The organism is Eudoraea sp. (assembly GCF_039969275.1).
Lineage (GTDB): Bacteria > Bacteroidota > Bacteroidia > Flavobacteriales > Flavobacteriaceae > Eudoraea.
In genome coordinates, this window is record NZ_JBDVOC010000003.1 from 213,278 (window position 1) to 236,535 (window position 23,258).

Annotated in this window: 18 protein-coding genes; 12 read left to right on the top strand and 6 right to left on the bottom strand. The window is 37.6% G+C overall.

Annotated elements, in window-relative coordinates:
* Nucleotides 1-70: 70 nt before the first annotated feature.
* From ABJH90_RS01910 to ABJH90_RS01925, 4 genes are read left to right on the top strand one after another with little or no spacing between them, the layout of a single operon-like run.
* Nucleotides 71-1,264, top strand: a complete 1,194-nt coding sequence (locus tag ABJH90_RS01910) for an Nramp family divalent metal transporter (protein WP_348141880.1) — start codon at nucleotides 71-73, stop codon at nucleotides 1,262-1,264.
* Nucleotides 1,261-2,007, top strand: a complete 747-nt coding sequence (gene pxpA / locus ABJH90_RS01915; protein ID WP_348141881.1) for a 5-oxoprolinase subunit PxpA — start codon at nucleotides 1,261-1,263, stop codon at nucleotides 2,005-2,007. The genes ABJH90_RS01910 and pxpA overlap by 4 nt, the downstream gene beginning before the upstream one ends.
* Nucleotides 2,004-2,741: a 5-oxoprolinase subunit PxpB gene (gene pxpB, locus ABJH90_RS01920; RefSeq protein ID WP_348141882.1), complete on the top strand. Its 738-nt coding sequence runs from the start codon at nucleotides 2,004-2,006 to the stop codon at nucleotides 2,739-2,741. Before pxpA ends, pxpB begins: the two co-directional genes overlap by 4 nt.
* Nucleotides 2,734-3,579 (top strand): biotin-dependent carboxyltransferase family protein, encoded by an 846-nt coding sequence (locus ABJH90_RS01925; RefSeq protein ID WP_348141883.1) that lies wholly within the window; start codon nucleotides 2,734-2,736, stop codon nucleotides 3,577-3,579. Before pxpB ends, ABJH90_RS01925 begins: the two co-directional genes overlap by 8 nt.
* Here ABJH90_RS01925 and ABJH90_RS01930 read toward each other — a convergent pair.
* On the bottom strand, nucleotides 3,576-4,310 hold the full coding sequence (locus tag ABJH90_RS01930; protein ID WP_348141884.1) for a nitroreductase family protein: 735 nt from the start codon (nucleotides 4,308-4,310) through the stop codon (nucleotides 3,576-3,578). The two genes, ABJH90_RS01925 and ABJH90_RS01930, sit on opposite strands and share 4 nt — an antisense overlap.
* Before the next feature lie 290 nt (nucleotides 4,311-4,600).
* Here ABJH90_RS01930 and ilvD point away from each other — a divergent pair, with 290 nt between their 5' ends.
* From ilvD to ABJH90_RS01955, 5 genes are all read left to right on the top strand, one after another.
* Entirely contained in the window at nucleotides 4,601-6,277 is a 1,677-nt protein-coding gene (gene ilvD, locus ABJH90_RS01935; RefSeq protein WP_348142786.1) for a dihydroxy-acid dehydratase, read from the top strand.
* Between the two features lie 68 nt (nucleotides 6,278-6,345).
* A complete protein-coding gene (gene ilvB, locus ABJH90_RS01940; protein WP_348141885.1) occupies nucleotides 6,346-8,079 on the top strand; it encodes a biosynthetic-type acetolactate synthase large subunit in 1,734 nt (577 codons plus the stop codon).
* A 6-nt stretch (nucleotides 8,080-8,085) separates the two neighbouring features.
* Nucleotides 8,086-8,613, top strand: coding sequence for an acetolactate synthase small subunit (ilvN, locus tag ABJH90_RS01945; RefSeq protein ID WP_348141886.1), 528 nt, complete (start codon nucleotides 8,086-8,088; stop codon nucleotides 8,611-8,613).
* A gap of 33 nt (nucleotides 8,614-8,646) precedes the next feature.
* On the top strand, nucleotides 8,647-10,122 hold the full coding sequence (gene ilvC / locus ABJH90_RS01950; RefSeq protein WP_348141887.1) for a ketol-acid reductoisomerase: 1,476 nt from the start codon (nucleotides 8,647-8,649) through the stop codon (nucleotides 10,120-10,122).
* Between the two features lie 56 nt (nucleotides 10,123-10,178).
* Nucleotides 10,179-11,771 (top strand): NADP-dependent glyceraldehyde-3-phosphate dehydrogenase, encoded by a 1,593-nt coding sequence (locus ABJH90_RS01955; RefSeq protein ID WP_348141888.1) that lies wholly within the window; start codon nucleotides 10,179-10,181, stop codon nucleotides 11,769-11,771.
* Nucleotides 11,772-11,844: 73 nt separating this feature from the next.
* Here the strand turns inward: ABJH90_RS01955 and leuB are convergent, their stop codons facing one another.
* The 4 genes from leuB to leuC are packed head-to-tail and all read right to left on the bottom strand — an operon-like array spanning nucleotide 11,845 to nucleotide 16,551.
* Nucleotides 11,845-12,900 (bottom strand): 3-isopropylmalate dehydrogenase, encoded by a 1,056-nt coding sequence (gene leuB / locus ABJH90_RS01960; RefSeq protein ID WP_348141889.1) that lies wholly within the window; start codon nucleotides 12,898-12,900, stop codon nucleotides 11,845-11,847.
* A gap of 51 nt (nucleotides 12,901-12,951) precedes the next feature.
* On the bottom strand, nucleotides 12,952-14,469 hold the full coding sequence (locus ABJH90_RS01965) for an alpha-isopropylmalate synthase regulatory domain-containing protein (RefSeq protein WP_348141890.1): 1,518 nt from the start codon (nucleotides 14,467-14,469) through the stop codon (nucleotides 12,952-12,954).
* Between the two features lie 42 nt (nucleotides 14,470-14,511).
* Nucleotides 14,512-15,108 carry a 3-isopropylmalate dehydratase small subunit gene (gene leuD / locus ABJH90_RS01970; RefSeq protein ID WP_348141891.1) on the bottom strand — a complete coding sequence of 199 codons (597 nt, stop codon included), beginning with the start codon at nucleotides 15,106-15,108 and terminating at the stop codon, nucleotides 14,512-14,514.
* A gap of 33 nt (nucleotides 15,109-15,141) precedes the next feature.
* Nucleotides 15,142-16,551 (bottom strand): 3-isopropylmalate dehydratase large subunit, encoded by a 1,410-nt coding sequence (leuC, locus tag ABJH90_RS01975; RefSeq protein WP_348141892.1) that lies wholly within the window; start codon nucleotides 16,549-16,551, stop codon nucleotides 15,142-15,144.
* Between the two features lie 358 nt (nucleotides 16,552-16,909).
* On the opposite strand from leuC, the gene ABJH90_RS01980 reads away from it, so the two are divergent.
* On the top strand, nucleotides 16,910-18,019 hold the full coding sequence (locus tag ABJH90_RS01980; RefSeq protein WP_348141893.1) for a DUF2911 domain-containing protein: 1,110 nt from the start codon (nucleotides 16,910-16,912) through the stop codon (nucleotides 18,017-18,019).
* A gap of 49 nt (nucleotides 18,020-18,068) precedes the next feature.
* On the opposite strand, the gene recG is transcribed toward ABJH90_RS01980, so the two are convergent.
* Entirely contained in the window at nucleotides 18,069-20,174 is a 2,106-nt protein-coding gene (recG, locus tag ABJH90_RS01985; protein WP_348141894.1) for an ATP-dependent DNA helicase RecG, read from the bottom strand.
* An 81-nt stretch (nucleotides 20,175-20,255) separates the two neighbouring features.
* Here recG and ABJH90_RS01990 point away from each other — a divergent pair, with 81 nt between their 5' ends.
* Both ABJH90_RS01990 and ABJH90_RS01995 read left to right on the top strand, forming a co-directional pair.
* Nucleotides 20,256-22,346 carry a M1 family metallopeptidase gene (locus ABJH90_RS01990; RefSeq protein WP_348141895.1) on the top strand — a complete coding sequence of 697 codons (2,091 nt, stop codon included), beginning with the start codon at nucleotides 20,256-20,258 and terminating at the stop codon, nucleotides 22,344-22,346.
* The gene (locus tag ABJH90_RS01995) at nucleotides 22,343-23,251 is read left to right on the top strand and encodes a patatin-like phospholipase family protein (RefSeq protein ID WP_348141896.1); all 909 of its coding nucleotides are present in this window, start codon (nucleotides 22,343-22,345) and stop codon (nucleotides 23,249-23,251) included. Before ABJH90_RS01990 ends, ABJH90_RS01995 begins: the two co-directional genes overlap by 4 nt.
* The last annotated feature ends 7 nt before the right edge of the window (nucleotides 23,252-23,258 follow it).

The window sequence follows — 23,258 nt, forward strand, 5'->3', positions numbered from 1 at the left end:
GAATTTCGGAGCGCCATTATTCTTTAAAGAGTCTATATTTACTCCTCCATCTTTAACTTATTACAATTAAATGTTCAAGAAATTTGGCCCAGGGGTATTAGTTGCTGCTGCATTTATCGGTCCGGGTACAATAACAGCTTGCACAATTGCCGGTGTTGGATTTGGATATGCATTGCTTTGGGCTATGCTTCTTTCCATTATTGCCACGATTATTCTGCAGGAAATGTCTGCCAGAGTCGGGGTTATTACGCAGAAAGGGCTTGCAGAGGTTATAAGAGATCAATTAACGATTCCCTGGCTGCGTTACCTTGTTATGGGTATTATACTTAGCGCTATAGTAATTGGTAATACTGCGTACGAGGCAGGTAATATAAGTGGTGCTACCTTGGGTTTACAAGTCTTATTTGGCTCTAATTATGTGCCATTATATCCATGGATTATTGGCTTTATTGCCTTTATGTTGTTGTATTTAGGATCTTATAAAACCTTGGAGAAGGTATTTATTTCACTTGTGTTGATGATGAGTGTTTCGTTTGTTTTAACTGCTCTTTTTACTAAACCAGATATAAAGGAAATGTTAATGGGCTTATTTATTCCTTCCATACCCAATGACAGCCTATTTAATATAATCGCTTTGGTAGGAACCACTGTGGTTCCGTATAATCTATTTCTACATGCCTCATTGATAAGGGAAAAATGGAATTCTTCAGACGATCTTAAAAGTGTCCGAAGAGATACCTTTTTATCCATTGGCCTCGGAGGACTTGTTTCAATTGCTATTATTATTTCCGCGGCGGCTATTAATTCAACAGAAGTTAAAGATGCATTGGATCTGGCCAAAGGTTTAGAGCCATTATATGGTAAAAGTGCGAAATATTTAATGGGAATTGGTCTTTTTGCAGCAGGGATTACCTCAGCAATTACGGCCCCTTTAGCAGCTGCCTATGTAGCTAACAGTTGTTTTGCGTGGAATGCTCTAGTAACAGATGCCCGGTTTAGGATTGTTTGGATGGTAGTTCTTTTTATTGGGGTGATTTCACTCTCTTTTGGAATCAGGCCAATAGTTATAATACAATTTGCACAGGTTGCCAATGGGCTGCTGCTGCCCATTATCGGAATAATTTTGATTTGGATAGTAAATAAACCTTCCGTACTTGGAACCTTTAAGAATTCCTTTTGGCAGAACGTACCTGCAATTATTATCATTATTTTAGTAATAGTTCTTGGGGCTAAAAGTATTTTCAGTGTTTTTGGAATAATATGATCGGCAAAGTGTTTATAGATATTAACTGTGACGTGGGAGAAGGTATAGGCAATGAAAGTGCCCTTTTTCCGCATATTAGTTCCTGTAGCATAGCTTGTGGTGGTCATGCAGGTGATATAACCACTATGTCTGAAATAGTACAGTTGGCCAAAAAGTTTGGAATTAAAGTAGGTGCGCACCCTTCATATCCGGATAGAGATAATTTTGGTCGCAAATCAATGAAAATAGAAAAGAACCTTCTAAAAGCCAGTATTCGGAAACAAATTAAAGAATTAGAAGTTATTTTAAGCAAGGCCGAAATGCAACTGCATCATATTAAAGCGCATGGAGCCCTATATAATGATATTGCCGAGGATTTGGAGTTATCTACTATTTATTTGGAAAGTATCCTGGCGTATAAGGACGATGTTTTATTATACCTGCCATATGGTTCAGTTATAGAAGAAGAAGCTCGCAAAAAAGGCTATAAAATATCCCTCGAAGCTTTTGGTGATCGGAATTACAATGAGGACTTAAGTCTTGTTTCTAGGCGTTCGTCACAAGCCATGATAGAAGAGCCAAAAAAAGTACTGGATCATATTATATCAATGGTTATAAATAACGAGGTATTTACCTTGAATGGTGTTCAAATGCCAATTCAAGCAGACACTTATTGTATTCATGGTGATACAGCTACAGCTTTACAAATATTAATGTATCTTTCGGACGAATTGCCTAAGCAGCATATTTTTCTAAAAAAGTGAGTTCCTATCCCATATCAATTAGACCTTTTGGAGAAGATGCAATTTTGATAGAATGGCCAAATGAGGTGTCAGAAGCTATTCTTTATGATATCCTTGGTTTTGCTGAAAGTTTCAAATTGGTTTTTAAAGACGCTATTAATTGGGAATTAGTCCCGGCCTACAACTCCCTTACCTTAATTAATCGGGAGAATAAAATAGATTTTTCTAAAACCAAATTTCTATTACAGGAATGTTATAAGAACAGGAAGGCTGGTGGAACTCCTCAACGTTTTTTATGGAAATTGCCTGTTTGTTATGACCTTGAATTTGGCATTGATCTGGAAGAAGTTTCCACAACTTTAGGTAAGAGTATTGAAGATACTATTAAGGCACATACGCATCACATTTACACTGTTTACGGCATTGGATTTTTACCTGGTTTTATGTATTTGGGGGGTTTACCCGAAGAATTGGAAACCCCAAGAAAATCTGTACCCAGGCTCCAGGTCTATAAAGGTTCTGTTGGCCTTGCAGGTAGACAAACCGGGATATATCCACAAGATTCTCCGGGTGGATGGAATATTATAGGAAATTGTCCGATATCTCTTTTTAATGTGAATCTTGAAACCCCTTGCTTTGTAAATGTAGGAGATCAGATTCAATTCTATGCTATTTCCCGCGCAGAATATGATTTGCATAAAATAGAGGCGGAGGTTGGAATATATAACCTCGATAAAATCAAGATAGATGATTAAAGTGATTCGTCCAGGGTTTTTTACCACAATTCAGGATATTGGGAGGTTTGGTTACCGTGAAAAAGGAGTTCCTGTATGTGGATGTATGGATAATTACTCCGCCTCCGTAGCAAATTCTTTATTGGAGAATGAGGAAATGGATGCCTTGATGGAAATCACGATGACAGGTCCTGAACTTGAATTTCATACTTCGAGTTTTTTCTCTATAACCGGAGCTGAAATGTCCCCGACTTTAAATGGTATTCCTATCAATTCCTATGAAGTACATAGAGCCAATGAAGGAGATGTATTATCCTTTGGAAAACTAATTAATGGTTTTAGAAGTTACCTGGCTGTTAAAGGCGGCTTTCTGACAGAAGTTAAATTAAGGAGCAGATCATTCTACAAGCCAATTACTGATAAGAATCGTATTAAGGAACGAATGGAAATACCCATTGAAAAGCATACGGAATATTCTCCAAAAATAAGTCATATAAAACCAGAAGCCTGGCATAAGGAGCATGAATTGATTGTGCTTCAAGGTCCTGAATATAAAATATTAACGGATGATCAATTAAAGTTATTATTTACTAATAAATTCACCATAGCCAAGGAAAATAACCGGATGGCCTATCAGCTTGAAGAATTAATAGGAGCACATTCTCACAGGATGCTAACTTCTGCAACCCTGCCCGGAACTGTTCAATTAACACCTGCCGGTAAATTAATCATATTGATGCGAGACGGGCAAACAACCGGCGGATACCCCAGGGTGCTTCAATTGGCAACTAAATCAATTGCACTCTTATCTCAAAAGAAATTTGGGGATAAGGTTTCCCTTCACCCTTTAAGGCACTAGATTTCTTTATATACTTCTTGAAAAGGGATCCTGAAGCGTGGACCATATGTACCTTTCGGATCTCGCACACCACAAGCGATAACCATATTGATTTCAGCACCTCTGGGTAAGTTCAAAACTCTTTTTATCCGCAAGGTATCTGATCCTTCCATAGGACAAGTGTCGTAACCAATTGCTGCCATAGAGATCATAAAGTTCTGAGCGGCCAATGCGGCACTTTTATGGGCAACAATGCGCATATCAGAGTTTCGAAGCTGTCTGTAAACCGGTTTGAAGAGCCCTACCAGGTTAAAAACTAAATAGCGCATCAGTCCCAAAACACCTAAAAAGTCAATATATAGTGAAGGTATAAGCTTTTTGTAATAGGTTATTGCAAATTTTTCCCTGCTGTCGTAATCTTCAATCGGCTTATCACCAAAATTCTTCTTTAAAAAATTAAGATTTGCTTTTGCTCTTATCCGCCAAAGATTCTTTCTTGCCACAATTACGACCAATTGTTTAGCTGTTTTAGCAGCAGGTTGGTCAAAACATGCAGCACTTATCTTCTTTTGGACATCTTTACTTGTAATATGATAAAATTCCCATAATTGTAAATTACTACTTGTAGGTGCCAAAACAGCATTCTCAAGACATTTCTTTACCGCTTTGGAATCAATTTCATCTTCTTGTTTATAAATACGTACAGACCTTCTGAAGGTTATAGCTTCCGTAACTGTTTTTTCTATTTTCATAACTATGTATAATATCTAATACCGCAAAGAAAAGATTATACATTTTCACATACAAATATTTGAACTGACATAAAATGTAATTCAAAATAAGCCTATTAAAGACACTTCACCATTTATTGAATATGGGATATATGAGGCTCTTATATAGTTGAAAATCAATGAACTAATCAAATAAATGTTTTATTGAATTTGAACCAGCACTAATTGTTAAAAACATCAACTTTTTTAAACAATTATCTTTGAAAAGTATAGCAATTAAGAGCTATAAAGATTTAAAGAGAACCTATTTAATGGAATTGAACAAATACAGTAAAAATGTAACACAAGATCCAACTCAACCTGCTGCCCAGGCAATGTTGTATGCACTTGGATTAAAGGAGGAGGATTTAAAAAAACCTTTTATTGGAATCGGAAGTACTGGCTACGAGGGAAATCCTTGTAATATGCATTTGAACGATCTGGCACAGGAAGTAAAGCAGGGAGTTCAACAAAATAATTTAGTAGGACTAGTATTTAATACCATTGGAGTTAGCGATGGAATTTCAATGGGAACTTACGGAATGCGCTATTCATTACCCTCAAGAGATATTATAGCCGATTCTATGGAAACAGTGGTTCAGGCAATGAATTATGATGGCCTGGTAACCGTTGTTGGTTGTGATAAAAATATGCCGGGTGCCTTGATGGCTATGATCCGCTTAAACAGACCTTCTATTTTGGTTTATGGAGGGACCATTGCTTCAGGGTGTTTTAAGGATAAAAAACTCGATATTGTTTCTGCATTTGAAGCCTGGGGTGAGAAAGTTGCCGGGACTATGAATGATAAAGATTTTAAAAGTGTCATCCAAAATGCATGTCCCGGGGCAGGGGCTTGTGGCGGTATGTATACTGCCAATACTATGGCCTCGGCAATAGAAGCCTTAGGCATGGCATTGCCCTATAACTCTTCAAATCCTGCCATTGGCAAGGAAAAACACCAGGATTGTATTAATTCAGGCAAGGCAATAGGGCATTTAATAGAAGAGGATATTAAACCGAGTGATATTATTACACGTAAGTCATTTGAAAATGCAATTCGCCTAATAACGGTTATGGGAGGTTCCACAAATGCGGTATTGCATTTTTTAGCAATTGCGAAAGCTGCTGAAATTGATTTTACCCTGGATGATTTTCAAAAAATAAGTGATACAACTCCTTTTTTGGCCGACTTAAAACCTAGTGGAAAATATTTGATGGAAGATATTCATCGTGTGGGAGGTACTCCTGCTGTAATGAAATTTATGCTTGATAATGGAATGCTACATGGCGACTGCTTAACCGTTACCGGTAAAACAATTGCCGAAAACTTAGCAGATTTACCAGATTTGAAACCCGGTCAGAAAGTAGTCAAATCACTGAAAGATCCAATAAAAGAAACAGGACACCTGCGTATTCTTTATGGGAATTTGGCAAAAGACGGAGCGGTAGCGAAAATAACAGGCAAAGAAGGACTTTATTTTACTGGTCCGGCCAAAGTTTTTGATGATGAATTCAAGGCAAATGATGGAATAGGTAAAGGATTGGTAAAAAATGGAGATGTGGTGGTTATAAGATATGAAGGACCTAAAGGAGGACCTGGTATGCCGGAAATGTTGAAACCAACAGCTGCGATTATGGGAGCAGGACTTGGAAAAAATGTTGCATTAATTACCGACGGCCGTTTTTCCGGTGGAACCCATGGTTTTGTAGTGGGGCATATCTCTCCTGAGGCTCAGGATGGCGGTACGATTGCTTTGCTGAAAGACGGCGATATTATTACAATTGATGCAGAAAAAAACAGTATTTCAGTAGATTTGACCGAAAAAGAAATTAGTGAAAGACAGTCAAAATGGGTGCAACCGCCACTTAAAGTTAATCGAGGAAGCTTATATAAATATGCAAAAACAGTTTCATCGGCCTCGCAGGGTTGCGTAACAGATGAATTTTAAGCTTTCATACCAAATTTTGATAAAGATAAGGCCAAGAAAGTAATAGCATTTAATAAAAAATAATGCGTATGCAAACATTAAAGGAAGAAAAATCGAAGACACACGAGGAGACTTCAATAAGAATCAGCGGTGCTGAAGCAATTATCCATTGTCTTCTTGCAGAAGATGTGAATTTGATATATGGCTATCCAGGTGGTGCTATTATGCCTGTATATGATGAGCTATATAAGTTTCAGGATAAACTTCAACATGTGCTTACAAGGCATGAACAAGGAGCGACTCATGCAGCACAGGGTTTTGCCCGTGTTACGGGAAAAGTGGGTGTTGCGGTAGCAACCTCTGGCCCCGGAGCAACAAACTTAGTAACCGGTCTCGCAGATGCTCAGATAGATTCTACTCCAATGATTTGTATTACGGGTCAGGTACCCCGGCATCTGCTAGGGTCCGATGCATTTCAGGAAACCGATATAATTGGTATATCTACCCCGGTTACCAAATGGAATTATCAGATTACAAAAGCTTCTGAGATTCCTGAAATTATGGCAAAGGCTTTTTTTATAGCAAAATCGGGTCGTCCAGGCCCTGTATTAATTGATATTACAAAGAACGCGCAATTTGAAGAGTTTGATTTTAGTTACAGTCGTTGTATAGCAGTCCGAAGCTACAAGCCTGACCCAAAGCCTGAGATTGCAAAAATTGAATCTGCGGCAGAATTAATAAACAATGCAAAAAAACCTTTTATAGTATTTGGTCATGGTGTAATTCTTGGAAAAGCAGAGGAGCAACTTAAAGCATTGGTTGAAAAAGCCGGAATCCCCGCTGCGTGGACCATTTTGGGCTTATCAGCTATGGATACGGATCATCCCTTAAATGTGGGGATGGTAGGGATGCATGGGAATTATGGCCCTAATGTACTTACCAATAAATGTGATGTTCTTATAGCCATAGGAATGCGTTTTGATGACAGGGTTACAGGAAATCTGGAGACCTATGCAAAACAAGCAAAAGTAATTCACTTTGAAATTGACCCTGCGGAGATTGATAAAAATGTAAAAGCGGATGTAGCCATTTTAGGTAATGCAAGAGAATCACTCGATTTATTACTGCCATTAATTAAAGAAAATAATCATGATGCATGGCATAATAAGTTCAAAAAGTGTTATCAAGAAGAATATGAAGCCGTAATTAAAAGTGATCTTTACCCAACCAAAGATGGTCTAACCATGGGTGAAGTGGTTGAAGAAATAAATCTGGCTTCAGAAAATAAAGCGGTTATAGTTACCGATGTAGGTCAGCATCAAATGATAGCCTGCAGGTATGCCAAGTTCAAACAGACTAAAAGTAATATTACTTCAGGAGGTTTGGGGACCATGGGTTTTGCACTTCCTGCTGCTATTGGTGCCAAAATGGGTGCTATGGACAGGGAAGTGGTTGCAATTATCGGAGATGGGGGTTTTCAAATGACTATTCAGGAATTAGCGACTATTTTTCAGAATAAGACACCAGTAAAAATTGTTGTTTTAAACAATGGTCACTTAGGGATGGTAAGGCAATGGCAGGAATTATTTTTTGAGAGCAGATATGCTTCAACGGTAATGACCAATCCGGATTTTGTAAAAATAGCTGAAGGATATCGTATTGAAGCAAAAAAGGTAGAAGAACGCAAGGACCTTAAATCGGCGGTGCAGGCTATGATGGCCTCAAAAGAGCCATTCTTTCTGGAAGTGAGTGTTGAAAATGAAGATAATGTTTTCCCGATGATCCCTTCCGGAGCATCGGTTTCAGATATTCGTTTAAAATAAATAAGCATGGAAAAAAAGTGGTTTACCATATCGGTTTATTCCGAAAATAATGTTGGAATGCTCAATAGAATATCTGGTATATTCTTAAAGAGACACATCAATATAGAAAGTTTAAATGTTTCAAAATCTGAAATTGAGCATGTATCCAAGTTTACTATTGTCATCAATACTACAGAAGATTGGACACGTAAAATAGTAGGACAAATTGAGAAGCAAATTGAAGTTATTAAAGCATTTTATCATACAGATGAGGAGACCATTTATCAGGAATCTGCTCTATTTAAAATTGCTTCACATCTTTTGTTTGACGAACCTCAGATACAGAATATCATCTCGGCGAGTAAATCCAAAATTGTAACGGTATCCAGGGAGTATTTTGTTTTGGCTAAAACAGGCAGAAGACATGAGATTGATGAAATGCATGATGAACTTGAACCTTATGGAATAATGCAATTCGTACGTTCAGGGAGAATTACGGTAACAAAATCTACAATGCCTATCACTCCAATTATTAATGAATTCCATCAATCATAAATCTTATTCAATAAAAAATAACAAATATTAAACATGACAAATTATTTCAATACGCTATCCTTACGAGATCAATTATTACAATTAGGTAAATGCCGGTTTATGGACTCTACCGAATTTTCGGATGGGATTAATGCTCTAAAATCAAAAAAGATTGTTATTGTCGGTTGTGGTGCACAAGGCTTAAACCAAGGTTTAAATATGAGGGATTCTGGATTGGATATTTCTTATACGCTTCGAGAGGCAGCTATTAAGGAAAAACGCCAATCTTATAAAAATGCAAGTGAAAATGGTTTTAATGTAGGAACCTATGAAAATATGGTGCCCGACGCAGATCTTGTCATTAACTTAACCCCGGACAAGCAGCACACTTCTGTAATAAATGCAGTAATGCCTTTAATGAAAAAAGGAGCAACATTGTCTTATTCTCACGGATTTAATATTGTAGAGGAGGGGATGCAAATAAGGAAGGATCTAACAGTTATTATGGTTGCGCCAAAATGTCCCGGATCAGAAGTTAGAGAAGAATACAAAAGAGGTTTCGGCGTGCCAACTTTGATGGCTGTTCATCCTAATAATGACCCGGAAGGGAAGGGTTATGAGCAGGCTAAGGCCTATGCAGCAGCTACCGGTGGCAATAGAGCCGGTGTATTGGAGTCGTCATTTGTAGCGGAAGTAAAATCTGATTTAATGGGAGAACAAACAATTCTGTGTGGTTTATTACAAACAGGATCCATTCTTTGCTTTAATAAAATGATAGAGAAGGGAGTTAACCCGGGCTACGCCTCTAAACTTATTCAATACGGTTGGGAAACAGTAACAGAGGGTTTGAAATATGGCGGGATCACAAATATGATGGACCGCTTGTCTAATCCTGCAAAAATAAAAGCCTTTGAGTTATCAGAAGAGCTAAAAGATATTATGAGGCCATTATTCCATAAACATATGGATGATATTATGAGCGGGCATTTTTCTAAGACAATGATGGAAGATTGGGCAAATGATGATAAAAACCTGTTGACCTGGCGTGCGGAAACGGGAGAAACCGCATTTGAAAAAACAGCTGCTGGCGATGATGAAATTTCTGAACAGGAATATTATGATAATGGTGTGCTTATGGTTGCCTTGGTGAGGGCAGGGGTGGAGCTGGCTTATGAGTCTATGACAGAATCCGGAATAATAGGAGAATCTGCGTATTATGAATCATTGCACGAAACACCGCTAATAGCTAATACCATTGCCAGAAAGAAATTATTTGAAATGAATAGGGTAATATCTGACACTGCAGAATATGGTTGCTATTTATTTGATCATGCCTGTAAACCTTTACTAGGTGATTTTATGAAAAAAGTAGATATTGATGTTATTGGCACCCCATATGGCCAAGGAAAGGGCAATGGTGTGGATAACGCCAAGTTAATAGCAGTAAATAAAGCCCTTCGTGAGCATCCGGTTGAGATTATTGGAACGAGGTTAAGGGAGTCCATGACTGCGATGAAACCCATCGTTTAGATAAACATAATTCAGCCGTATTTAAATTATTCTAAGCTTTTAAGACAAAAGACAACATGGAAACAACCGTATCGCTAATTCCTGAGGCATTTCGTATTAATGAGCCAATAAATCAAAAGATTTATTTAGTAAATGGGGAATTAAAAGAGTGGGATGGTGCCACGACCGATGTTTACTCTACTATCTCAAGTACGTCTGAATATGCGCCAACATTACTTGGTTCAGTTCCGGACATGGCCGAAAAGGAGGCTATAGAGGCATTAGATGCTGCCGTTAAAGCATATGACCAGGGGCAGGGTGTATGGCCAACTATGAAGGTCAGAGATCGGATAGAATGTATGGAAAAATTTGTCCGTATAATGGAGACCAAAAGGAATCAGGTGGTCAAATATTTAATGTGGGAAATAGGTAAAACTTTACCAGATTCTGAAAAAGAATTCGACAGGACTATAGAATACATCTACGATACTATTGAAGATTATAAGGAACTGGATCGTAATTCCGCGAAATTTGATAAGAATGGCGGAGTTTATGCTCATATAAGGCGCGGACCTCTTGGTGTAGTATTATGTCTTGGACCTTATAATTATCCTTTGAATGAAACTTTCTGTTTGCTTATTCCGGCAATTATCATGGGAAATACCGCAGTTTTTAAGCCTGCGAAGCAAGGAGTGCTTTTGATTTCACCATTAATAGAAGCATTTAAAGATAGTTTTCCGAAAGGCGTTGTCAATGTCTTGTTCGGGCGTGGGCGTGCTATTGCGGGTCCTATAATGAAGACAGGTAAAGTAGATGTCCTGGCTTTAATAGGGCATAGTTCATCTGCAAATGCATTGCAAAACCAGCATCCAAAAAGCAACCGTTTGCGACTTGTATTAGGACTGGAAGCAAAAAATCCCGCTATTGTATTACACGATGCAAATCTGGATTTGGCTATAAATGAATGTCTGGCCGGCGCTTTGTCTTTTAACGGTCAGCGCTGTACCGCACTTAAAGTTATATATGTACATAAGGAACTAGTGGAAGAGTTTACTGAAAAATTCTCAAAAAAAGTAGATGAACTTAAGTTTGGTAATCCATGGGATAAGGGAGTAACTCTTACCCCTTTACCTGAACCGGATAAACCGGCATATATACAAGATTTAATTGATGATGCGCTGGACAAAGGAGCGCAAATTCTGAACGCAAAAGGAGGAGAACATTCTGATAATTATATCTGGCCAGCTGTCCTTTACCCTGTGACTAAGGATATGAAAGTATATGAAGAAGAGCAGTTTGGACCTGTGATTCCCATCCTTTCATTTGAAGATATTCAGGAACCATTAGATGATATGGCTGAATCTAACTATGGGCAACAGGTAAGTTTGTTCGGTAGTGATGTATACACCCTTGCTCCTTTAATAGACAACCTGGCGAATCTGGTATGTCGGGTAAATTTGAATAGCTCCTGCCAACGCGGACCAGATGTTTACCCCTTCACAGGGAGAAAGGATTCTGCGGTTGCTACATTGAGCGTTCACGACGCATTGCGATCGTTCTCTATAAGGACGTTTGTAGCCTCGAAGGATACGGAGTTAAATAATGAAATTCTCGAAAAGTTATTGGAAACCAAGTTATCCAACTTTATTAGCACCGATTATCTTTTATAAATATCAATCTGATATGTATAAAATTAATTGTGGAAACCCAAAAACTGACCTGGAAAATTAAATATATTTCTTCCTAAATATTTGAAGCGAGCCAGTCTCCAACTTCACTTGTTTTATAGGCTTTTCCTCCTTCGGCTAGGTCTTCAGTAACTATACCTTCAGAAAGAGATTTATTAACCACCTTGCGTATTGCCTCAGCTTCATCAGACAAATTAAATCCATCAAATAACATAGCCGCAGACAAAACTGTTGCCAAAGGATTCGCAATATCTTTGCCGGCAGCTTGCGGATAAGACCCATGAATTGGTTCGTATAAGGCTATACTCTCTCCAATTGAAGCAGAAGGCATTAATCCCATAGAGCCGGATATTACAGAAGCCTCATCTGTAAGAATATCACCAAACAGGTTTTCAGTAATAAGTACATCGTATTCACTTGGCCACTGTACAAGCCGCATAGCCACAGCATCAACAAATTCATAGGAAACCTCTACATCAGGATAATCCTTTTCCATAGCCTGTACGGTTTCTCTCCATAGACGGGATGATTCTAAAACATTCGCTTTGTCCACACAGCAGAGGCGTTTAGAGCGTTTTTGAGCCATTTCAAAACCTTTTTTAGCCAAACGCTGTACTTCCTTTCGGGTATATGTACAGGTATCATAAGCTGTTTCTCCATTATCTTCCCTTCCTCGTTTTCCAAAATAAATACCACCTGTAAGTTCTCTTAAAAATACCAGATCGGTACCCTCTATCCGCTCCCTTTTTAACGGGGATTTATCAATTAAAGACGGAAAGGTGAAAGTGGGTCTTACGTTAGCAAATAATCCCAGTTTTTGTCTCATTCGCAATAAACCTTGTTCCGGGCGCACTTTTGCAGAAGGGTCATTGTCAAATTTAGGATGACCAATAGCGCCAAATAGTACCGCATCTGATGTGGCACATATTTCATGTGTATCATCAGGGTAGGGGTCCCCTACAGCGTCAATCGCAGCAGCGCCAGTCAATGCCGGCCTCCAGTTTATTTCATGATTAAACTTTGTTGCAATGGTATTACAAACTTTTACCGCCTGATCTATCACTTCGGGTCCAATTCCGTCTCCGGCCAAGAGTGCTATATTTAATTTCATATTATTACTTGGATCTAATTAGTAGAAAATAGTTGTCTTTATAGAGATAATTTAAATGATATTCAACATTTTTTCAGTCGCCTTAATTGCGGAAACTGTTTGATCTGAATCCAGCCCGTGAGTGATAAAGTCATTCCCTTTGTTCCGCCAGGTTATTATGGTTTCACACAAGGCATCAGAGTTACTTCCGGGAGGTATACGCACAGCATAGTCTATAAGAACAGGTAGTTCCATTTTTTTGGATTGATATACTTTTCTTAGAGCATTCATAAAGGCATCAAACTGGCCATCTCCCTGGGCGTTTTCCTCATAAGATTGGCCTTCGATTTCCACCGCTACAGTAGTTGAAGGCTTAAGTCCCTTTGAATGGGTAAGCACATACGACTTAACAAATGTTTTTTGTTGATAAGACTCACTATCCAAAACATCTGAAATAATATATGGAAGGTCTTCTTTAGTAACTTTCTCCTTTTTGTCACCTAATTCAATAATACGTTGGGTGACCTTTTTAATTTCTTCATCATTTAATGTAAGACCTAATTCCTGAAGATTTTTTTGAATATTGGCCTTTCCGGAGGTTTTACCCAGAGCATATCTGCGTTTTCTACCAAATCGTTCGGGTAATAAATCGTTAAAGTATAAATTATTTTTATTATCTCCATCTGCATGTATTCCAGCTGTTTGTGTAAATACATTGTCACCAACAATCGGCTTGTTTGCCGGAATTCCAAATCCTGTAAATGTTGATACAAGTTTACTCACATTATATAGCGAAGATTCCTCCACATTAATCTCAATTTCCGGCATGAAATCATTTATCACCGCTACTACACTTGCTAATGGAGCGTTACCAGCACGTTCTCCCATGCCATTTATAGTCAGATGTAATCCATGACAACCTGCCCTCAGTGCTTCCATAACATTTGAAACGCTTAAGTCATAATCGTTATGCCCGTGAAAATCGAAATGGATATCAGGATAGCGAGTAACAATTTGCGAAATAAAATCGAAAGTTTCTCCATGAGTCAAAATGCCCAGAGTATCAGGTAATAATATTCTTTTAACTGGTTGTTTAGTAAGGAAGTCGAGATATTGAAAAACATAGTCAGGGGAATTTCGCATCCCATTGCTCCAATCTTCGAGATATACATTTGTGGTAATTCCCTGTTTTTCTGCCAGACTAAGTACATTGGCAATATCTGAAAAATGCTCCTCAGGTGTTTTTTTGAGTTGATACTTGAGGTGATTCAAAGATCCCTTGGTTAATAGGTTTTGTACTTTGGCTCCGGTCTTTTCCATCCATTTTAGTGAAAGACCATTATCTACAAATGTAAGTACTTCAATGCGATCCAAATACCCTACGCTCTTGGCCCAGTCGGCTATCTGTTCCACCGACTTATATTCACCTTCTGAAACTCTGGCAGATGCAATTTCTATGCGATCCACTTTTAATTCATCTAAAAGAAGTCTTGCAAGCGTAAGCTTTTCCGTTGCAGTGAAAGACACACCCGAAGTTTGCTCACCATCCCTCAATGTGGTATCCATTATTTCAATCTTCCTTGTGTTCATGCTAAAAGTAAATGGCTTATGAAGTATTAATTAACTTAAATGTTAAAGAGGCGTGTCCTTAGCATAAGTCTCAATTTCTGTCTTTATGTTTAGTAAATAATCAATATCGTCAAATCCGTTGAGTAAGTTTTCCTTTTTGTAATCATTTATTTCGAAACTTTCCTTTTCACCCGTTGTCTTAATAGTGAAACTTTGTTCCGGAAGATTGACTTCAAATTCAGTATTTGGATCAGCTTCAATCGCCTCGAAAATCTTTGTAAGAAAGTTAGGGCTTACCTGAACAGGTAAAACGCCAATATTCATACAATTACCTCTGAATATATCCGCAAAAAAACTACTTACGACACACCGAAAACCATAATCATAGATGGCCCATGCAGCGTGTTCTCTAGAAGAACCAGATCCAAAATTTTTCCCACCAACCAATATTTTCCCGCTGTAAATTGGGTTGTTCAGTACAAAATGTTCTTTGGGAGTATTATCAGATTGATATCTCCAATCGCGAAAAAGGTTATCCCCAAAACCCTTGCGTTCGGTTGCCTTTAGAAACCTTGCTGGGATAATCTGATCAGTATCCACATTTTCTATTGGAAGTGGAACAGCTGTACTGCTTAAAACTTTAAATTTATCGTATGCCATTAGTAGTTGTATCAGTTAATTATTAAAAAAATATTAGGCTGTTTCAAACGCCATCAACTCCCTAGGGTCTGTTACTTTACCTGTTACTGCTGCTGCGGCAGCTACCAAAGGACTAGCAAGAAGTGTTCTTGCCCCGGGCCCCTGTCTTCCTTCAAAATTCCTGTTAGACGTACTTACAGCATATTTGCCAGCCGGAATTTTATCGTCATTCATGGCAAGACAAGCAGAGCAGCCTGGTTCTCTTAATTCAAAACCAGCTTTATTCAGGATATCCAGCAAGCCTTCTTTTTTAATAGCGTCCTCCACTTTGTGTGAGCCGGGAACCAGCCAGGCAGTTACATTTTTGGCCTTTTGTCTTCCTTTAACCAGACTCGTAAAAGCCCTGAAATCCTCTATCCTGCCATTGGTACAGCTTCCAAGGAAAACAAAATCTATTTCTTTCCCCAGCATATTGTCTCCCTCTTCAAAATTCATATATTGAAGAGATTTCTTATATGTAGATGCACCGCCCTCAATAGCATCAGATTTAGGGATACCACCTGATATTCCGATACCCATTCCCGGATTAGTTCCGTAGGTAATCATTGGTTCAATATCTTCACCGCTAAATGTGATTTCGTGATCAAAAACAGAATCATCATCTGTATATAATGTTTCCCAGTAGCTCATTGCCTTATTCCATGCCTCACCTTTTGGTGTATACTCTCGATTTTTAACATATTCAAATGTTTTTTCATCCGGAGCGATCATGCCTCCACGCGCACCCATTTCAATACTTAAATTGCATACAGTCATACGTCCTTCCATAGACATCTCTTTAAAGACATCTCCTGCGTATTCAACAAAATATCCAGTAGCCCCTGAAGTGCTCAATTTAGAAATGATAAAGAGAGCGACATCTTTTGGAGTAACGGCATTATTTAATTTGCCATTTATTGTAATACGCATACTTTTAGGTTTAGGCTGCATAATACACTGGGTTGCCAGAACCATTTCTACCTCGGAAGTCCCAATACCAAAAGCTATGGCACCAAAAGCACCATGCGTAGAAGTATGAGAGTCACCGCAAACAATTGTTGATCCTGGTAATGTAATTCCATTCTCAGGGCCAATTACATGGACAATGCCGTTTTTTTCGTGACCTAGTCCCCAATAAGGAATTTGATGTTCTTTTGCGTTCTGTTCCAATGCCCTAAGTTGATTTGCGGACAAGGGGTCTTTAACCGGTAGATGTTGGTTTAATGTAGGTGTATTATGATCTGCCGTGGCAAAAGTACGTTCCGGATATAGAACCTTAATTTTTCTATTCTTTAAACCTAAAAATGCAACCGGACTTGTTACTTCATGAACGAGATGGCGGTCAATAAACAATACGTCAGGTCCATTCAGTACTTTTTTGACTACATGTGAGTCCCAAACTTTATCAAATAGTGTTTTTTTCATATAATATTCAAATAACTAATAAATAGCTTTTTAGCACAGCTAACAAATGTATGAAATACAAGTAAAAGGGGGTAAAACAATGTGATTCTAAATTACGATGTTCAATTAGCTATTAAGTAATATAAAATATTGAAAATCAATGGTATAAGTCAGGTGTGTCCACTTTTCAGTTTTATGTTAACAGGAGTCACTAATCTATCTTATTATTTGTATGTGAAAGTTTGTATAGAATTTATGTGTTATTCCAGTTTAACATGGCCCGCCTGTGGTTTAACATTACTGTAACGATTTCAAGAAAAGGCTATACCTATCTTTAATGAAATCTAACTATACAATTAATATTTAAACAAACTAAGTGATGAAAAAAAAATACATGAATAGTTCGGCATTTTTTCTGGTGATACTAATGTTTTTCTGCGTTAAAGGTTTTGCGCAATTAGATCTGCCCAGGGGAAGTCAGAAGGCAAAAGTATCACAACGAATAGGTATATCTGATATCTCAATTTCCTATTCAAGGCCAGCGGTAAAAGATCGCGAAGTATGGGGTAAATTGGTACCCTACGGGATGAACAATCTGGGTTTTGGGACAGCTAAAGAATCCCCATGGCGTGCAGGCGCTAATGAAAACACCGTAATCAAATTTACAGATGACGTTAAGATTGAAGGGCAACCTTTGAGTGCAGGAAAATATGGACTTCACATGATAATTCATGAAGACAACAAGGCGACTATAATATTCTCAAAAAACTTCAAGGCCTGGGGCAGTTATTTTTACCAACCTTCTGAAGATGTGCTAAGAGTTGATGTAATGACAAAAGAAATTCCACATACTGAGGAATTGACTTACCAATTTTCTGAGGTTGAAGCCAATTCTGCAATAGCTTCCTTAAACTGGGAAAAGAAAGGAATACCTTTTAAAATTGAAGTAGATGTAACCAATATTGTGCTGGCAGACATTCGGCATAAACTGCAGAATTCTCCTGGATTTAACCGTCGAACCTGGGAGCAGGCAGCTAATTTTTCTTTGAATAATGGTGGTGATCTTGATGAGGCACTTGGGTGGATAGACGCCACTATTGCAGGAATGTTTTTTAGTCAAAAGACCTTCAACAATCTTAGTATAAAAGCAAAAATTCTTACTAAGCAGGGAAAAACAGCTGAAGCAGATGCCGTTATGGATGAAGCTTTAGGGCTTGCCACAATATTTGAGGTCCATGGATATGGAAGGCAATTAATAGCGCAAGATCAAAAAGAAAAAGCATTTGAAGTCTTTAAAATGAATTCAAAGAAGAATAAAGGGCAATGGCCTGTTGATTATGGATTAGCCAGAGCTTATTCTGCTATGGGCAATTATAAGACTGCTTTAAAGCATTTGAAAATTGCTGCTCAGAGAGCACCAGATCAGCAAAATAAGGATGCCATTGCTGCCAATATAACCAAACTAGAAAACGGCGAAGGGATTAACTAAATGTCTTCCTGATTATAAGTAATATTAAGAGCCGGATTAAGTCCGGCTCTTAACTTATATAATTCCAGATATTCTTGTGCTTCATTAATTGGGCATACGCATATCTAATTTGTTTATTTCCTTCTTTCTGCAATCCGGGATCCTCATTAAGAATCTTTACGGCATAGTATCTGGCAGTTTTTAAGATATCGTTATCCTTAACAATATCTGCGATTTTAAGATTTAAAATGCCACTTTGCTGTGTTCCCATAAGATCACCAGGTCCACGAAGTTTAAGGTCTACTTCCGCAATTTCAAATCCATCATTGGTACTGGTCATGGTTTCGAGTCTGGTTTTGGCATCTGAAGATAATTTTAAACTGGTCATAAGGATACAATAGCTCTGTTCAGCTCCACGGCCTACACGACCTCTTAATTGATGCAATTGGGATAGTCCAAAGCGTTCTGCACTTTCTATAATCATAACGGAGGCATTGGGGATATTAACACCTACTTCAATGACTGTTGTAGCCACCATTATATTTGTTTCCCCTTTAACAAAGCGCTCCATCTCATAATCTTTGTCCTGTGGTTTCATCTTGCCGTGCACTATTGAAATCTGATATTCCGGGAGTGGAAAATCGCGTGCGATACTCTCATAGCCATCCATCAAATCCTTATAATCCAATGCTTCTGATTCCTGAATAAGCGGATAAACAATATATATCTGTCTTCCTTTCTTTATTTCATCTCGCAAGAATTGAAACACTTTTAATCGGTTTTTGTCAAATCTGTGTACGGTCTTCACAGCTTTTCTTCCGGGAGGTAGCTCATCAATTACTGAAATATCAAGATCCCCATAAAGGCTCATAGCCAAGGTCCTTGGAATTGGAGTTGCAGTCATTACCAATATATGTGGAGGCACCTCATTCTTATGCCATAATTTCGATCTTTGAGCAACCCCAAACCTGTGCTGTTCATCAATTATAGCTAACCCCAGATTTTTAAATTGTACTTTATCTTCTAATACTGCATGAGTACCAATGAGAAGATCAAGCGTGCCATCTTCTAGTTGCTCATGAATAACTTTTCTCTTGGCTTTTTTAACTGATCCGGTGAGTAGAGCTATACTTACCCCAATATCTCCCAGCAATTCTTTGATACTTTTGAAATGCTGGTTGGCCAATATTTCAGTAGGAGCCATTAAACAAGCCTGATAACCATTATCTAGTGCTAATAAAATAGTCATTAATGCTACAACAGTTTTACCGGACCCCACATCTCCTTGTAAAAGACGATTCATTTGAGCTTTACTACCGAGATCTGCCCTTATTTCTTTTATGACTTTCTTTTGAGCAGCGGTAAGTTCAAAAGGCAAATGGTCTTTATAAAAGCTATTAAATAGATCACCTACTTTTTCAAAGAGAAGACCTTTAAATTTTTGTTTTCGAATTAATTTCTTTGAGATAAGCTGTAATTGAATGTAGAATAACTCTTCAAATTTCAGACGAAATTGTGCTCTTGATAATAATTTAAGGTCTTTGGGAAAATGAATATTGAACATGGCCTCAGTTTTTGAGACGAGCCTGAGTTCATCAAGTATAGTAGGGGAGAGGGTTTCCTTAAATTCTCCCTTTGTTTCTATAAACAATTGTTGCACTAATTTGCTTATCACTCTATTTGTAATCCCCCTGGCACTTAGTTTTTCTGTGGAGGGATAAATAGGTTGCAACGACACCCTTATCCCTTTTTCATGCTCAGAAAGTAATTCCATTTCCGGGTGTGGCATTGAAAATTTGCCACTAAACCAATTAGTTCTTCCGAAAATGACATAAGGGATATTTAATTTAATATTTTCCCGAATCCATTTCTGCCCTCGGAACCAAACCAGCTCCATTTCGCCTGTAGCATCCTTAAATGAGGCGACAAGCCGGCTTCCCTTTTTTTGCTCTACAGTTTTAATATGGGTGATTTTCCCAATAAGCTGAACATCAGCATTTCCTCTTTGTAACTCATTAATTTTATAATACCTTGTTTTATCAATATACCTATTGGGAAACAGATTAATCAAATCCTGATAAGTCACTATCCCCAGCTCCGCCTGTAGCATTTCGGACCTGTTTGGACCAACACCTTTCAAATATGTAACAGGAGTTTGAAGATAATTCGTATTCATAGAACGAAAATAATGGTTACTACATACAACTGCAATACCACAAAATGCTAATTTTGGTCTGACAATTGTACAATAAGAATTATGAATTTTATTAATTCACTTTTATTCTTTCTTCTAACGGGGTTTTTATTTAGTCAGCCGCAACCTTCAGTTGATTTCTATAAAGCGGATATAGAGATAACTCCAGATCCAGATTATAAAAGAATAAATGGTAAAGTAACTTATTCCTTTAAAGCACTCAACAAGACGGATTCTGTTTTTTTAGATGCCAAAAACATGGACTTTTCATCTGTTTTATTGAATGGTAAAAAAGTTCGACATACAAATACTAAAGCAAAAATTATTTTTTATAAAAAACTAAAAGCAGACAAAACTTATAAGTTAACACTGAATTATTACACAATTCCAGAGCAAACAGTTTACTTTTTAGGATGGGATGACTCAATCCCTGATAATAATCAAATATGGACTCAGGGCCAGGGAAAATATACCAGTCACTGGCTTCCCAGTTTTGATGATATGAATGAGAAAGTTGAGTTTGACTTGAGCATCACTTTTGATAAGGAGTATGAAGTTATCGCAAATGGTAAATTAAAGGATACGCTTTTAAAAGATTCTCTGAAAACCTGGTTCTTTGATATGCACAAGCCAATGAGCAGTTATCTGCTTGCTTTTGCAATTGGGAATTATAATTGTAATAGGTTTAAAAGTAAGAGCGGAATTCCTATGGAGCTTTATTACTATCCAGAGGACAGCTTAAAAGAAGAACCCACTTACAGGTATAGCACCGAAATTTTTGATTTTCTTTCAGATGAAATCGGGATAGCCTATCCGTGGCAGAATTACAAACAAATACCTGTACGCGATTTTTTATATGCCGGGATGGAGAACACCGGGACAACTATTTTTTCTGATGGGTTTGTAATAGACAGGGTAGCTTTTGTGGATAAGAATTATGTAAATGTGAACGCTCATGAAATGGCCCATCAATGGTTCGGGAATCTGGTAACTGAAAAAGATGGCAATCATCACTGGCTTCATGAAGGATTTGCCACATATTATGCACAGCTGGCAGAAAAAAAAATATTTGGTGAAGATTATTTTTATTGGAAACTTTATGAATCTGCTAAACAACTACAAAAATTATCCAGCCAGGGAAAAGGAGAAGCTCTAACGAATCCTAAAGCAAGTAGTTTAACCTTTTATGAAAAAGGGGCTTGGGCACTTCATATACTTAGAAATATTCTTGGTGATATAGCATTTAAGGAAGGTATTCAGTCGTATTTGAACAAATACAAGTATTCTAATGTGACTATATCTGATTTTATTGGAGAGATGCAAAAATTTACTGATTCAGACCTTATGGAATTTGAGCAAACCTGGCTTTTAGATACAAAATTCCCCTATGAAAAGGTGAAGAAATTACTTAGTGAATCATCAGGGGATTTAAAAACATATTTTGAACTTCAATGGGAATTGACCTCCAGTAACACCAATAATGAACAACTAATTAAAAATGTATGGGACAATAATTCATCACCCAGGATAAAAGAAAATATCATCCTGGATTATCATAAATCTTTGTCCGAAAGCTTTTTAAAAAATGCTTTTACAACCAAAGACTTACAGACAAGACAGGCTTTATGTATTACAGCCGATAGAATTCCATCAGGACTTAAAAATCAATTTGAATCATTATTACAAGATAATAGCTATATTACAATTGAAAATGCACTTTACCGTTTGTGGATATCCTATCCAAATGATAGAATAACATATTTAGAAAAAACAAAGGGAATTATTGGCCTTCCTAATAAAAATGTGCGTTTGCTTTGGTTGTTTTTGGCGGTATTAACAAAAGACTATTTAAATGATGTACAGAAGGCAGATTATACCGAGGAATTATTCGGTTATACCTCGGCTGTATATTCCTTTGAAGTACGACAGAATGCCTTTTCTTTGCTGGTTGAGGTATTTCCTTTGACAGACCAAAACCTGTTGGATTTGATTAATGCCTCGGTTCATCATTCCTGGCAATTCAGAAATTTTGCCAGAAACTTGATAGAGAGGTTATTAAAAGACGACAAACAAAAAGAGCGATTTCTAAAATTGTCCAAAGAACTAAAGGGAAAAGAATTGCGTTATATTAAAAGTAAACTGGAGGTAGAATGAGAGCTTTAGTTATATCCGGGGGTGGAAGTAAAGGTGCCTTTGCAGGTGGGGTTGCCCAATACTTAATGCAGGAATTAGGTCACAATTATGACCTTTTCATTGGGACATCTACTGGTAGCTTGCTCATTTCTCATCTGGCACTTCAAAAGATTCAAAAAATAAAGGATGTTTATACTTCAGTTGATCAGGACAGTATCTTTAGCAACTGCCCTTTTGTGATTCAAAATAAATACGGTGTGGCCAATATTGGCATAAACCACTGGAATGTTCTAAAGAATTTTTACAGGGGAAGCAGAACTTTTGGTGAAAGCCACAACCTTTTGGAACTTATAAAAAATACGATCACACCTGAAGAATTTGAGATTCTTAAATCCGGACCCAAGGATATTGTAGTTACGGTTTCTAATCTCTCCTTAAATGCCGTGGAGTATAAGTCCATTAAAGATTTTGAGTATGAGGATTTTTGTGAATGGATTTGGATTTCATGCAATTATACCCCTTTTATGAGTTTAGTGCGAAAAGAAGGTTGTGAATATGCTGATGGAGGACTTGGTAGTATGGTACCCATTGAAGAGGCCATTATGAGAGGGGCAACAGAAGTAGATGCAATTATTCTGCATACTGAAGTTACTCACTTTAACAGAATGCCTTCCAAGAATGCATTTTCTCTCCTGACCAGTATGTTTGCATTTATGTTAGACAGAATTGAGCGTCAGAACATAAGAATTGGAAAATACGTTGCCAATAATAATAATGCAATAATCAATTTTTATTACACCCCTACGGTGTTGACAACAAATTCACTAATCTTCAATGAGGAGAAAATGACATCCTGGTGGGAAAAGGGATTTGAGTTTGCAAAGACTAAAAATATTGAAATAAGTGCTTTTGAACCGGAACAGTAATTCATAT